At 73.5% G+C, this 14,245-nt stretch carries 10 protein-coding genes; 3 read left to right on the top strand and 7 right to left on the bottom strand.

What is annotated here, in order from left to right:
- Positions 1-3: 3 nt before the first annotated feature.
- The 4 genes from AB852_RS04655 to rsmI all read right to left on the bottom strand — a co-directional run bounded on the left by AB852_RS04655 (position 4) and on the right by rsmI (position 4,567).
- Entirely contained in the window at positions 4-1,443 is a 1,440-nt protein-coding gene (locus AB852_RS04655) for a resuscitation-promoting factor (protein ID WP_073783766.1), read from the bottom strand.
- Positions 1,444-1,557: 114 nt separating this feature from the next.
- A complete protein-coding gene (locus AB852_RS04650) occupies positions 1,558-2,433 on the bottom strand; it encodes a TatD family hydrolase (protein ID WP_073783764.1) in 876 nt (291 codons plus the stop codon).
- Between the two features lie 662 nt (positions 2,434-3,095).
- Complete coding sequence (locus AB852_RS04645; RefSeq protein ID WP_073783762.1) at positions 3,096-3,494, bottom strand: hypothetical protein; 399 nt, start codon at positions 3,492-3,494, stop codon at positions 3,096-3,098.
- 227 nt (positions 3,495-3,721) lie between these two features.
- The gene (gene rsmI / locus AB852_RS04640) at positions 3,722-4,567 is read right to left on the bottom strand and encodes a 16S rRNA (cytidine(1402)-2'-O)-methyltransferase (RefSeq protein WP_073783760.1); all 846 of its coding nucleotides are present in this window, start codon (positions 4,565-4,567) and stop codon (positions 3,722-3,724) included.
- A 162-nt stretch (positions 4,568-4,729) separates the two neighbouring features.
- Here rsmI and AB852_RS04635 point away from each other — a divergent pair, with 162 nt between their 5' ends.
- The 3 genes from AB852_RS04635 (at position 4,730) to AB852_RS04625 (ending at position 10,523) form a co-directional block, all read left to right on the top strand.
- The gene (locus tag AB852_RS04635; protein WP_073783758.1) at positions 4,730-6,469 is read left to right on the top strand and encodes a dolichyl-phosphate-mannose--protein mannosyltransferase; all 1,740 of its coding nucleotides are present in this window, start codon (positions 4,730-4,732) and stop codon (positions 6,467-6,469) included.
- 508 nt (positions 6,470-6,977) lie between these two features.
- Entirely contained in the window at positions 6,978-8,618 is a 1,641-nt protein-coding gene (locus AB852_RS04630; protein WP_073783756.1) for a penicillin-binding transpeptidase domain-containing protein, read from the top strand.
- A 192-nt stretch (positions 8,619-8,810) separates the two neighbouring features.
- Entirely contained in the window at positions 8,811-10,523 is a 1,713-nt protein-coding gene (locus tag AB852_RS04625; protein ID WP_073783754.1) for a penicillin-binding transpeptidase domain-containing protein, read from the top strand.
- A gap of 731 nt (positions 10,524-11,254) precedes the next feature.
- Here AB852_RS04625 and AB852_RS04620 read toward each other — a convergent pair.
- From AB852_RS04620 to AB852_RS04610, 3 genes are all read right to left on the bottom strand, one after another.
- Entirely contained in the window at positions 11,255-12,046 is a 792-nt protein-coding gene (locus tag AB852_RS04620; protein ID WP_073783752.1) for an SDR family NAD(P)-dependent oxidoreductase, read from the bottom strand.
- A 55-nt stretch (positions 12,047-12,101) separates the two neighbouring features.
- Positions 12,102-13,343 (bottom strand): serine hydrolase domain-containing protein, encoded by a 1,242-nt coding sequence (locus AB852_RS04615; RefSeq protein ID WP_079184293.1) that lies wholly within the window; start codon positions 13,341-13,343, stop codon positions 12,102-12,104.
- 75 nt (positions 13,344-13,418) lie between these two features.
- Positions 13,419-14,210, bottom strand: coding sequence for an energy-coupling factor ABC transporter ATP-binding protein (locus AB852_RS04610; RefSeq protein WP_073783750.1), 792 nt, complete (start codon positions 14,208-14,210; stop codon positions 13,419-13,421).
- Positions 14,211-14,245: the final 35 nt, after the last annotated feature.

Here is a 14,245-nt window from a genome sequence, read left to right as displayed (position 1 = left end):
GCCCTACAGCCGGGTGCCGCAGTGCGGCCAGGGGCTCGCGCCGCGGGCGATGTACAGCTTCTTCGCGCGGCGTGTCTGCTCGGCGGGCGGGGCGTCCTGGGGGCGGCCGGTGCCGCCGAGGCTGCGCCAGGTCTGGGTGTCGAACTGGTACAGCCCGCCGTAGGTGCCGGAGGGGTCGACCGCGCCCGCCCGGCCGCCGGACTCGCAGGCGGCGAGCGCGGACCAGTCGAGGCGGTCGGTGCCGCGCGCGGCCACGGGCCGGGGCTTCGTCCCGGTCCGGACGACCCGCTGGCGGGGGGCGCGCAGCACCTCGCTGCCGAGCTTGCGGGGCCGCTGCCGTACGCCGTTCACCGTCCGTACGGCGTAGGTGGTGCGCCGCAGGCCCGCGCGGCCCGGGTCGTCCACGACGGTGGTGCCGGTCAGCAGGTCCGGGTCGGAGACGGTGCGGGTGGTGAACGGCAGCGACCGGTCGCGGGTCTCCCGGCCGTCGGTGATCCGCAGCACGGTCACCGTCTGTCCGTCGCGGGGGAAACTGCCGGCGGGTACGGAGGTGGTGTCCTGGTCGCGCAGTTCCACCCCGGCCTGGTCGACGGCCTCGCGGACGGTCGCCGCGTTGGTGCGGATGACGCGTTCCCGGCCGTCGGCGAGGATCGTGACGGTCCGCTCGGTGCGCACGGCGAGGGCGAGTCCGGCGCGGTCGATGCGGCGGGAGCGCGAGGTGGACAGGAACGCGCCCTCCGCGCGGACGCCGAGCTGGTCGAGGGCGCCCGAGACGGTGTCGGCCGTGGTCCAGAACTCGCGCAGCTGTCCGTCGATGGTGAGCCGGACGGGCCGTCCGTAGTGGACGGTGATCTCGTCGCCGTGGGCGAGGGCGGCGGTGGGCGCGGGGGCGACGACGTCCCGGGTGCCGACCCTGACGCCCTCCTCGGCGAGGAGCTCCGCCACGTCGTCGGCGAAGGTGTGCAGGGTCCGGGGGCGGCCGTCGACGGTGAGCTCGACCGTCTTGTCGTCGGCGCAGTACGCGGCGGTGCCGCCCGCGAGGAACGCGACGACGAGGGCCTGCGGGAGCAGGCGGCGGCGCCGCGCGGCCTCGGAGGGGTCGGCGGGGCGGCGGCGCGAGCGGCGGGCGGACCGGCCGGGTCCGGTGGCGGGCGGGTCGGCGGGCGGGGCGGCGGGGGTCCATCCGGCCGCGCTGCCGGTCCCCGGTCCGTGTCCCGGCCCCGGTCCCGGGGCGGCGGGGGCGGCCGGGGGTGCGGGGGTCGCGGGGGTCGCGGGGTACGGCGCGGGGTGGTGGGCGGGCCCCACGCCGTAGGGCAGGGTCGGCGGGTCCTGGTAGGGGAGGCCCGCGGCGAGGGTGGGCGCCCCGTGCCAGGTGAAGGGCTCGTACGCGTCCTGCGCGTCGGACGCGTCGTCGCGCGGCGCTTCGTGCGGGGCTCGGCTCACTGCGGCTCCAGCGGGTGGCTTCCGGGGCGGGGCCCACAGAACCTAACCGAGCCGCCGTCACTCTCCAACGCGCCACCACTACCCAGGGTTATCGTTGCTGCCCATGGGTCCGGGTCAGTACCCGAAAGCGCGAGCCGTGTTCGCGGCGACGGCGGTCGCGAGGGTGTCCTCGTGCACGCCCTTGACCTCCGCCATCGCGCGGAGCGTGACCGGGATCAGATACGGGGCGTTCGGCCGGCCGCGGTAGGGGGCCGGGGTGAGGAACGGGGCGTCGGTCTCCACCAGGACCAGCTCCGGTGGGGCCACGGCGAGCGCGTCGCGCAGGGGCTGGGCGTTCTTGAACGTGACGTTCCCGGCGAACGACATGAACCAGCCGTGCCGGGCGCACACCTCGGCCATCTCCGCGTCACCCGAGTAGCAGTGGAAGACGGTGCGCTCCGGGGCGCCCTCCTCCTTCAGCACGCGCAGCACGTCGTCGTGGGCGTCGCGGTCGTGGATGACGAGCGCCTTGCCGTGGCGCTTGGCGATCTCGATGTGCGCGCGGAACGAGCGCTCCTGGGCGGCCCTGCCCTCCGGGCCGGTGCGGAAGTGGTCGAGGCCGGTCTCGCCGACGCCCTTCACCTGCGGCAGGGCGGCGAGCCGGTCGATCTCGGCGAGCGCGTCGTCCAGGGCGGTGTCACCGCCGGGGGTACGGGCGCCCTGGCGGGACCAGCCGTCCGGGTCGCCCAGGACGATACGGGGGGCCTCGTTGGGGTGCAGGGCCACGGTGGCGTGGACGGAGGGGTGGGCGGCGGCGGTGTCGGCGGCCCAGCGGGAGCCCGCCAGGTCGCAGCCGACCTGGACGACCGTGGTGACGCCCACGGAGGCCGCCTTCGCGAGGATCTCCTCGACGGGGGCGTGCTGCATGTCCAGGTGGGTGTGGGAGTCGGCGACCTCCACGGAGAGCCGCGGGGGCGGCGGGGGTGGGGTGTCCTTGTTGTTCTCGGGCATGGCCCGATCCTACGAACCGCCCGGCCCCCGCTCGCGGCCCCCAGGTCTGCCCGGGTGCGCGCACTCGTCCCTGTGCCGTCGCTCGTCGTTTTCGCGCAGTTCCCCGCGGGTCGCCTTCGCTTGCGCTACCCAGGTCCGTCCGGCGTGACGCGGTTGTTCCTGTGCCGTCGCCCGGTGGTTTCGCGCAGTTCCCCGCGCCCCTTTGGGGCGCACCCGGCCGGTCCTTCGGGTCGGTGCCGGTCGGGATTCTCCGTCCTCGATCCGACACGCTCGGTACGACGTCCAGCGGAGCTACTGAAGAGCATCGGAGTCTGCGGGCAGAGATTCCCGCCCACCCCCTCCCGCAGCAGCGCGACTGCGCGAGGAGGAGGGTGAAAAGCAACAGCAAGGGGCTGAGGCGCCCCCGAAGGGGCGCGGGGAACTGCGCGAAAGACGAGGGCGGACCCGCACCCGAAGAGCGACCGCAAGGGGGCAGCATCCAGGGGCGCGGGGAACTGCGCACCCCACGAGCGACGGCACGGGGACAAGTACGTCCACCCGGACGGACCTGGGAAGCCCAAGCGAAGGCGGCCCGCGGGGAACTGCGCACCCCACGAGCGACCTGTGCGGGGACAAGTACGCCCAGCACAGGAAACCTCGGAGGCGCGAGCGAAGGCGACCCGCTACTTCGAAGGAGTGCGGTGGAAGGCGTGGAGGAGGTCCGAGAACCGCCAGTGGTGGTGGGGCCGCTGCTCGGGCGGCGGCGCGGCCTCACCCCCGGCCTCCTTGGGCGGCTTCACCGGCGGCCGCAGCAACCGCTGCACGGACGACACCTGCCCGGCCCGCATGATCCGCACCACATGCCCCCCGCACCGAAGGCACGTGGGCCTGCTCAGCGGCGACGGAACCCGCTGCCCGTCCGCCAGGTACGTGACGTACGCGTGCCCCTCCCCGTCCACATGGTGCTCGATCTCGTACGACTGCTCCCAGCCGTGCCCGCACCGCATGCACGCGAACGAGTACGACTCATGAACGACGGCGGTCGCCGATGCGCGGTGGCCGGTCCCGGTGATCTCACTCATGCCAGCTCCTCTTGCCCTGCGGGACAAGCGCCGCCGGAGGCGCCGAATGCGACCTCGGCGGCGGCAGGGGGACGATGCGTCCTCCTCACCCCAGTGGACGCCTCCGCCCGCGCCGACGCATCAAGCCTGTCGAGTGTTGGCGGCGATTTGGGGAAGTGCTGCCCGAAGCGGCCGGAGCACGGGTGCGGCTTTACCTTCCACGGTAGTCCTTTACCCGTCGTTGGTGCTCATCGAGCCGCGTTCTTTGCCGCCACGACCGCGTCGAACACCGCACGCTTGGGAACGCCCGCCTCCGCGGCGACCGCCGCGATCGCCTCCTTGCGCCGCTCGCCCGCCTCCTCCCGGACCTGGACCCTGCGCACCAGCTCCGCCGGGTCCAGCTCCGCGGCCCGCTCGGGCGCGCCCTCGACGACGACGGTGATCTCCCCGCGCACCCCCTCCGCGGCCCACGCCGCGAGGTCCGCGAGGGGGCCCCGCTTGATCTCCTCGTACGTCTTGGTCAGCTCGCGGCACACCGCGGCCCGGCGGTCCGCGCCGAAGACCTCCGCCATCGCCGTGAGGGTGTCCGCGAGGCGGTGCGGGGACTCGAAGTACACCAGGGTGCGGCGTTCCTCGGCGACGTCCCGCAGCCGGGACAGCCGCTCGCCCTGCTTGCGGGGCGGGAAACCCTCGAAGCAGAAGCGGTCCACCGGCAGCCCCGACAGGGCGAGGGCCGTCAGCACGGCGGACGGGCCGGGCACGGCGGTGACCCGGATGCCGTGCTCCACCGCGGCGGCGACCAGCCGGTAGCCCGGGTCGGAGACCGACGGCATGCCCGCGTCCGTCACCAGCAGGACCCGGGAGCCGCCCGTGAGCGCCTCCACGAGTTCCTTGGTGCGCGCGGACTCGTTGCCCTCGAAGTACGACACGACCCGCGCCGTCACGGGGGTGTCCAGGCCCTGCGCCAGTCTGCGCAGCCGCCGGGTGTCCTCCGCGGCGATCAGGTCCGCCGCGCGCAGCTCCGCCGCGAGGCGCGGCGGGGCGTCCGCGAGGTCCCCGATAGGGGTTCCGGCCAGTACGAGAGTCCCACCCACATCTGTCACGGTTCCATCCTCCCAGGGCGCGGCGGACCGTGTCGCCGAGGGCGGCGGGCAGCCCCGGGAGGGGGCCGCGCGGGTGTCCGGGGCCCGTACCGTACGGCGCCCGCGGGGGCGGGTGCGGGCACGTTCCCCAGGTCCGTTCCCTACGATGGCGCGGTGACGAGTACCGCGTCCTCGACGGACACCCGGCAGGACCAGCCCGCCGCACAGCACCCTCCGGCGTGGCGGCACCGCCTGCGCCGGTTCGGCTGGACGCCCCGCCCCGGAGCGGACGTCCGGACCCGGCTGGTGCCGCCGTACGCGGAGCCGAGCCCCCGGCTGGCGGTGGTCCTCGGACTGCCCGCGTCCGCCATGGACCGGCTGACCCGCTGGTCCGCCTGGCTGGGCCCGCTGGTGGTGGCGCTGTTCGCGGGAGTGCTGCGGTTCTGGCAGCTCGGCAGCCCGAAGGCGGTGATATTCGACGAGACGTACTACGCCAAGGACGCCTGGGCGCTCCTCCAGCGCGGCTACGAGCTGGAGTGGCCCAAGGACATCAACGACGACGTCCTGCGGGAGGGCTCGGCGATCGCCCTGCCGGAGGCCGCGTCGTACGTGGTGCATCCCCCGGTGGGCAAGTACCTCATCGGTCTCGGCGAGTGGATGTTCGGCTTCACGCCGTTCGGCTGGCGGTTCGTGACCGCGGTGCTGGGCACCCTGTCGGTGCTGATGCTGTGCCGGATCGGGCGGCGGCTGTTCCGCTCGACGTTCCTGGGCTGTCTCGCGGGCGCGCTGCTGGCGATCGACGGTCTGCACTTCGTGATGAGCCGCACCGCGCTGCTCGACCTGATCGTCATGTTCTTCGTGCTGGCCGCGTTCGGCTGTCTGCTGATCGACCGGGACCGGGCACGGGCCCGGCTGGCCGCCGCGCTGCCGGCCGGTCCGGACGGGGTGCCGCGTCCCGACGCGTCGATCGCGGACACGCTGCGGCTCGGCTGGCGGCCCTGGCGGATCGCGGCCGGGGTGAGCCTCGGGCTGGCGTCGGCGACGAAGTGGAACGGTCTGTACTTCCTTGCGGCGTTCGCGCTGATGGCGGTCCTGTGGGACGTGGGCGCGCGCCGGGTCGCGGGGGCCCGGCTGCCGTATCTGTCGGTCCTGAAGCGGGATGTGTTCCCGGCGTTCCTGGCGACCGTGCCGGTGGCCCTCGTCACCTACGTCCTGACCTGGACGGGCTGGATCCTCTCGCCGTCGAACGGGAAGGGCGGGTACTTCCGCGACTGGGCCGCCACCAGCGGCCAGGGCGGCTCCTGGACCTGGCTGCCCGACTGGCTGCGCAGCATGTGGCACTACGAGGCGGTCGTCCTCAACTTCCACAAGGGCCTCAGCTCACCGCACCAGTACGAGTCGAACCCGTGGAGCTGGCTCGTCGCAGGGCGCCCCGTCTCGTACTTCTACGAGTCCCCCGCCCCCGGCAAGGACGGCTGCCCCGCGGACACCGTCGACAAGTGCGCCCGTGAGGTCCTAGCGCTGGGCACCCCGCTGCTGTGGTGGGCGGCCTGCTTCGCGATCCTGTACGCGCTGTGGCGCTGGCTGCTGCGCCGCGACTGGCGGGCGGGGGCGGTCCTGTGCGGGATCGCCGCCGGATATCTGCCGTGGTTCCTGTACCAGGAACGGACGATCTTCTACTTCTACGCCGTGGTCTTCGTGCCGTTCCTGTGCCTGGCGGTGGCGATGCTCGTCGGCGCGCTGCTGGGCCCGAAGGGTTCGTCGGAACTGCGCCGCACGGTCGGCGCGGCGGGCGCGGGTGTCCTGATCCTGCTGATCGCGTGGAACTTCGTCTACTTCTGGCCCATCTACACCGGCCAGGCCATCCCCATCGACTCCTGGCGAGCCCGCATGTGGCTCGACACCTGGATCTGACACCAGGAGCGCCCGCCCCAAACGGCCACGGGGAACCGACCCGCACCCCAAGAACGACGGCACAGAAGCGGAGTACGCCCAGCACAGGAAACCCAGGGGCGCGGGGAACTGCGCGAGAGCGACCCTCACCCGAAGAGCGACCGCAACGGGGCAGCATCCAGGGGCGCGGGGAACCGCGCGAAACCGACCCGCACCCCAAGAGCGACCGCAATGGGCAGCATCCAGGGGCGCGGGGAACTGCGCACCCCACGAACGACGGCACAGGAACGGAGTACGCCCACCCGGACAGACCTGGGAAGCCCAAGCGAAGGCGACCCGCGGGGAACTGCGCGAAACCACCGAGCGACGGCACAGGAACAAGCGCGCCCAGCACAGGAACCCCAGGGCCGCGCGAGCCAACAGAGCGGCGACGCAGGCGGGTTGACCGACATCCGCCACACCGTGGCTCCGCGCCCCCCACTAGGCTGACCGCACGGTCGGGGGTGGCGGTCCACGGGGAGGCGTCGTCATGCGAGGTGGAGCCAAGGCAGCCGTCATAGGCGGGATGTTCGCCGCCCTGGTCGGCGGCGCGGCCTACAGCGGGTACGTGTTCGTGGACGGCCTGCGGGGCGGCCACGGCCCGAAGGTGCTGGCCGAGCCGACCCGGACGGGCACACCCACCGCGTCCGAGGTCGCCGCAGTCGCGAAGGCGTTCTTCGACGGCTGGCAGAGCGGCGACACGCGTGCGGCGGCCCGGGCCACGAACGACGCGGTCGGCGCGGAGGAGATGCTCGTCGGGTACCGCGACGAGGCCGGGATCTCCGGGGTGGAGATCATCGCCGGCACCCCGCGCGACACCCGTGTCGCGTACCAGGTGCGGGCGGTCGTCACCCACGGCGGCAAACGCGCCCGGCTGGCCTACGAGTCGGAGCTGCACGTCGTACGGGGACCGGCGAGCGGGCGGGCCCTGGTGGAGTGGAAGCCGTCGGTGCTGCATCCGGAGCTGCTGGACATCGGGGACGTCCTGGTCACCGGCGAGGCGTCGAAGCCGCAGGTGAAGGCCGTCGACCGGGACGGCGAGGCGCTCACCGCAAGGACGTACCCGTCGCTGGCACCGGTCCTCGACCAGCTACGGGAGAAGTACGGCGACCGTACGGGCGGCACCCCCGGGATCGAACTGGCCGTACGGCACGCGAGCGGCGCGCCCGACACCCCGCTGCTCACCCTGAGCAAGGGCAGACCCGGGACCCTGCGGACGACACTGAGCGCGCGGGTGCAGCGCGCCGCCGAACGGGCCGTGCTGCGGTATCCGGAGTCGTCGGTGGTGGCGGTACGGCCGAGCACGGGTGAGGTGCTGGCGCTGGCGAACCGCCGGAACGACGGGTTCAACGCGGCGTTCCAGGGGCAGCTGGCGCCCGGTTCCACCATGAAGATCGTCACAGCGGCGACCCTGATCGAGAACGGCGTCGTCACCGCGGACGACCCGGCGCCCTGCCCCGACGAGGCGGTGTGGCAGGGCCAGGCCTTCGGCAACATCGCCGGTCTCGAACCGGACCTCACCGCCACCCTGCTGACCAGCTTCCAGCGGTCGTGCAACACCGCGTTCGTCAGGCTCGTCGACGAGGAACCGCTGACGGACGAGTCCCTCACCCAGGTGGCCCGGGACAGGTTCGGGCTGGGCCGGGACAACTGGACGACCGGGATCGCGTCGTTCGACGGCCGGGTGCCCCCGTCCACGGGACCCGACCGGGCGGCCGGCGCGATCGGCCAGGGGCTGGTGCAGATGAGTCCGCTGAACATGGCGTCGGTGACGGCCACGGCGATGACGGGGACGTTCCGTCAGCCGTTCCTGGTGCCACGGTCCCTGGACGACCGGAGGTTCGCGCGGGCGGAGGGCCTCTCGCCGGACACGGTCACGCAGTTGCGGCGGATGATGGAGGCGACCGCGCGGGTGGGCACCGGGGCCGGGGTGATGGCCGGGCTCGGCGGGGACATCGGGGCGAAGACCGGGTCGGCGGAGGTGGACGGGCAGTCCCGTTCCAACAGCTGGTTCACCGGGTACCGCGACGACATGGCCGCGGCGGCGATGACGCAGAGCGGCGGACGCGGCGGTGACGCGGCGGGCCCGATCGTGGCGGAGGTGCTCCGCGGCGGCCCCGCCGGAGGCTGAGGCGACGCCGTCCGGGGCGGTGGGACGTGTCCGCCGGAAGGGCGTCGCGGGTGGGAGGCAACCCCGGCGCGGCCCGCGGGCTCCTCGGTGGTGGGAGCGCGAAGTGAGGTTCCGGGCCCTCGCGTTCTAGGGTGGGCACGGGTCACGGCACCGGGAACGGCCGTCGGGTCCCGTGGGAACAACGGAGGATGTGTGGGCAAGAGAAGGCGCGGCGAGCGTCCGAGTGCGCGACCGGTACTGCTGGGCGGGACGATCGCGGTGGTCGTCGCCGGGGCGGGACTGACCGCCTGGGCCCTGTCCGGGGACGGCGGTTCGGGCGGTGCGGCCGGGGGCGGCAAGCCCGAGATCCCGAAGGGGCCGCCGTCCGCGGTGGAAATGTCGAGGACGGCCGAGGGCTTCCTCACCGCGTGGCGGGGCGGCGATGTGGAAGCCGCCGCCGCCCTCACCGACGACGCCTCGGCGGCCCGCGCCGCCCTGACGGGTTTCCGCAAGGACGCGAAGGCCGGTGCGCCGGTGCTCACCCCGGGCACCAAGGCGGGCGCCACCCTGCCGTTCACCGTCAGGACGACGGTCACCGGCGGCGGGAACAGCCAGCCGCTGTCGTACGGCTCCGAACTGACCGTGGTCCGCCGCGCGTCGGACGGCAAGGTCCTCGTCGGCTGGAAGCCGTCCGTCGTCCACCCGGAGTTGAAGGCCGGTGACCGGCTGGTGACCGGCGACGCGGGCACCCCGCCGATCAAGGCGCTGGACCGGTCGGGCGGTGAGCTGACCGCGAAGAAGTACCCGTCGCTGGTGGGTGTCCTGGACGCGCTGCGCGAGCGGTACGGGGACAAGGCGGGCGGGAAACCCGGTGTCGAGCTGCGGATCGTGCGTGCCGCGCCGGACAAGGGCGCGAAGGGCCCGAAGGACGCGGCGGACGCCACGGGCACGGCGGGGAGCAAGGCGGCGGAGAAGGTCCCGGACAAGACCCTTCTCACGCTCGCCGAGGGCACCCCCGGCACCGTACGGACCACGATCGACGCCGGTGCGCAGAGCGCCGCCGAGAAGGAGACCGCCAAGCGCAAGCAGGCCTCGGTGGTGCTCCTCAAGCCGAGCAGCGGGGAGATACTCGCGGTCGCCAACTCCCGTCCGGAGGGCTTCAACACCGCGTTCCAGGGGTCCCTCGCCCCCGGCTCCACCATGAAGATCGTCTCGGCGGCCCTGCTGCTGGAGAAGGATCTCGCGAAGTCGGACAAGAAGCACCCGTGTCCCAAGTACTCGTCTTACGGGGGCTGGAAGTTCCAGAACCTGGAGAAGTTCCAGATCAAGAACGGGACGTTCCGCGCGAGCTTCGCGTCGTCGTGCAACACGGCCTTCATCACGCAGTCCAAGAAGCTGAAGGACGACGACCTGACCAAGCTGGCCCAGGACGTCTTCGGGCTCGGCCGCGACAACTGGTCGATAGGGGTGCCGTCGTTCGACGGTTCGGTGCCCGTGCAGCAGGACGCGTCGAAGGCGGCGTCGCTGATCGGGCAGGGCGGGGTCCGGGCCAACCCGCTGAACATGGCGAGCGTCGCGGCGACCGCGAAGACGGGCACCTTCAAGCAGCCGTACCTCGTCGCCCCCGACGTGGACGACCGGACCCTGGCGCGCACACCGCGTGCGATGGACGGCGACGCGCAGCGCCAGCTGCGGGACCTGCTCCAGTACACGGCGACGTCCGGTTCCGCCGCGGAGGCGATGGCCGGGCTCGGCGCGGACATCGGGGCGAAGACCGGGTCCGCCGAGGTCGACGGCCAGAAGAAGCCGAACGGCTGGTTCACCGCCTGGCGCGGTGACGTGGCCGCGGCGGCCGTCGTCCAGGAGGGCGGCCGGGGCGGGAAGTCCGCGGGGCCGCTGGTCGCGAAGCTGCTGAAGTCTTCCTGAGCGGGTCGCCTTCGCTTGCGCCTCCGAGGTCCGTCCGGCTGGACGAACTTCGTTCCGGTGCCGTCGCTCGGTGGTTTCGCGCAGTTCCCCGCGCCCCTTTGGGGCGCGTCCGGCCGGTTCTTCGGGTCGGTGCCGGTCGGGATTCTCCGTCCTCGATCCGACACGCTCGGTACGACGTCCAGCGGATCTACTGAAGAGCATCGGAGTCTGCGGGCAGAGATTCCCGCCCACCCCCTCCCGCAGCAGCGCGACTCCGCGAGGAGGGGGGTTTGAACCCCGACCCCGGTAACTGACAGCCCACCCGCAGACTGAGAACAGCCCCAGTTGGGGCGCCCCGTCAGGGGCGCGGGGAACTGCGCACCCCCGGAGTACCCGAACAGGAACAAGTACGCCCAGGTGGGGAACCCCAGGGGCGCGAGGAACTGCGCGAAAGCGACCCGCACCCGAAGAGCGACCGCAATGGGGCAGCATCCTGGGGCGCGGGGAACTGCGCGAAACCCACGAACGACGGCACAGGAACGAAGTACGCCCAGTACAGGGAACCCAGGGGCGCGGGGAACTGCGCGAAAACGACGAGCGACGGCACAGGAACGAAGTTCGTCCAGCCGGACGGACCTGGGAAGCGCAAGCGAAGGCGACCCGCGGGGAACTGCGCGAAAACGACGAGCGACGACACAGGAACGAAGTTCGTCCACCTGGACGGACCTCGGTACTCGGCGGCTCCCGGGGACCTACGCCTCGTCGAACGACACCGCCCTGAACGCCGTGTTGACGGCCAGCAAGCCGCCGTCCACGGGAAGCGACACCCCCGTGATCCACGCCGCGTCGGAGGACGCCAGGAACGCGACGGCCGCCGCGATGTCCTCCGGCTCCCCGACCCGCCCCAGCGGGTAGAGCCCCCCGACGCGGTCGACGTCGTTGCCCTGCTCGGACCACGCGGGCGTCCGCACCGTCCCCGGCGCGACGAGGTTGACCCGTACCCCCCGCCCGGCGGCATGCCCCGCGAGGGTCCGGGTCAGCGACATCAGTCCGGCCTTCGCCGCGCTGTAGGCGTGGCAGCCGAAGTCCTGGATGCCGTTGACGGAGCCGACGTTGACGATGGCGCCCCGCCCGGACGACACGAGGGCGGGCAGCGCGGCCCGCGCACAGCGGTACGCGCCGGTGAGGGTCACCTCCAGATCGGTGTTCCACACCTCGTCGGACCCGTCCTCGAACAGCGGGGTGTCGGGATGGCAGGCGTACGCGTTGTTGACGAGCACGTCCAGCGATCCGAACGCCTCGACCGCGCGGGTGACCGCCGCGTCGACCTGCCCCCGGTCGGTCACATCGCAGCCGAACGCCTCCGCCGTGCCGCCCGCGTCCCGGATCTCCGCGACGACCCGCGCCGCGTTGTCCATGTCGATGTCCGTGACGAGGACCCCCGCGCCCTCCGCCGCGAACCGGCGGGCCGTGGCCGCCCCGATCCCCCGGCCCGCGCCGGTGATCATCACTCCGTGTCCTTCGAACCGCGCTGTACGAGTCATGACCGGAACGTACCCGTCATGATCGTGTCCCGACGAGCCCCGGGCGGCCCCCGGTTCAGCTGGCGAGCGCGCTCCGTACCGCGCGGACCAGTGCCTGGGCGCGGGCGTCGGACGTCACCGACTTACGCAGTCCGTTGGTGACGTAGCCGAAGGCGGTCCCGCTCTGCGGGTCGGCGAAGCCGAGCGGGCCGCCGCGGCCGGGGTGGCCGAACGAGCCGGGGCCCAGCAGCGGTGACGCGGAGCCGTGCAGCATGAACCCGGCACCGAAGCGGGTGGTGATGACGAGGACCCGGTCGGGTCCGGCGGACGCCTCGGCCCGCGCGAGGTCCAGGGTCGCCGGGTCGAACAGCGGCGGGGCGCCGTCCACCGGACCGATCAGCGCGGCGTGGAAGCGGGACAGCGCGCGGGCCGTCATGATCCCGTTCGACGCGGGCAGCACGGCCGCCCGGTACGCGGGGTCGTTCTCGTCGGGCACGGGGCTGATCGCGGCGAACGCCCGCCGGGTGAGGGAGCCGGGGTCGGCGTACGCCTCGGACACCCCGCGCCGGGGCCGCAGCCGGGGACCGTCGGACGCGCTGACGGGTGCCTCGGTGGAACCGATGCGGCCCACCCGCCGCGCCCGCTCCGGCGGCAGTCCGACCCACAGGTCGAGGCCGAGGGGCCGGGCGATCTCCTGGTCGACCCAGGTCCCGAAGGGGACACCGGTGACCCGGCGGACGAGTTCGGCGGTCAGCCAGCCGTAGGTGTGGGCGTGGTAGCCGTGGTCGGTGCCGGGCTCCCAGAACGGCCGCTGCGCGGCGACCGCGGCGGCGGTGCGCTCCGGATCGGCGGCCTCGGCGGGGGTGAGCGGCCGGTCCAGGGCGGGTATCCCGGCGCGGTGGGCGAGCACATGCCGGACCAGGGTGCGTTCCTTGCCCTCGGCCTTGTACTCGGGCCAGTAGGCGGCGACGGGGGCGTCGAGGTCGAGTTGCCCGCGCTGGTGCAGCAGGAGCAGCGCGGCGGCGGCCACGCCCTTCGTCGCGGAGCGGACGATCTGCGCGGTGTCCTGCCGCCAGGGCTCGCCGCCGGGTGCCGCGTCCACGTCCCGGGTACCGGCCCACAGATCGGCCACGGGCCGTCCGTCGCGGTGGACGGTGAGCGCGGCGCCGCGCTCACCGCGTTCGGTGAAGTTGCGGGCGAACGCGTCCCGGACGCCCTCGAACCCTTCGGCGACCGTCCCGTGCACGACCGGCGGCGTACCGGTGTCCGCCGTCGTGGCCGTACCCGTGGGTGCACCCGTGTCCGTCGTCGCGCTCATGTCCTCGTCCCCCGTGTCGCGGTGGTGGCGTCCCGTGTAACCGCCACCGGGTCACCGGGATTCCCGGCGGGGCCGTCAGCCGCCCGGGACGGCCCGGGGGTCGAAGCCGTACGGCAGTTCCAGGCGGTGGCGCCGCATCAGTTCCGGGTCGCGGAGCAGGGTGCCCGTCGGTCCGTCGGCGGCGATCACGCCCTCGCTCAGGACGAGCGAGCGGGGGCAGAGTTCCGCGGCGTACGGGAGGTCGTGGGTGACCATCAGGACGGTGACGTCCAGCGCGCGCAGGATGTCGGCGAGTTCGCGGCGCGCGGCGGGGTCGAGATTGGACGAGGGCTCGTCGAGGACCAGGATCTCGGGGCGCATCGCGAGGACCGTGGCGACGGCGACCCGGCGGCGCTGGCCGTAGGAGAGGTGGTGCGGGGGGCGGTCGGCGTACGCGCTCATCCCGACGAGGCCGAGGGCTTCGTCGACCCGTTCCGACAGCCGGGTGCCGCGCAGTCCGGCGGTGGCCGGGCCGAAGGCCACGTCCTCGCGGACGGTCGGCATGAACAGCTGGTCGTCGGGGTCCTGGAAGACGAGGCCGACCCGGCGGCGGATCTCCGGCATGGTGCCGGGGCCCACCGGCAGTCCGGCGACGGTCACGCTGCCCGCGCCGGGGGTGAGGATGCCGTTGAGATGGAGGACGAGGGTGGTCTTCCCGGCGCCGTTGGGGCCGAGGAGGGCGACGCGTTCGCCCCGGCCGATCCGCAGGTCCACCCCGTACAGGGCCTGGTGGCCGTCCGGGTAGGCGAAGGCGAGGCCCGCCACCACCAGCGAGTCCGGTTCCCGTGCCGTTCGTTCCCCGCCGTGCGGGAGCGCGCCCGTGTCCACCCGTCCGCCACCTCTTCCGTGAGTTCCCGCTGTGC

The sequence above is a fragment of the Streptomyces uncialis genome, assembly GCF_001905345.1.
Classification (GTDB): Bacteria; Actinomycetota; Actinomycetes; order Streptomycetales; family Streptomycetaceae; genus Streptomyces; species Streptomyces uncialis.
This window is presented reverse-complemented; position numbering and strand designations above follow the sequence as displayed.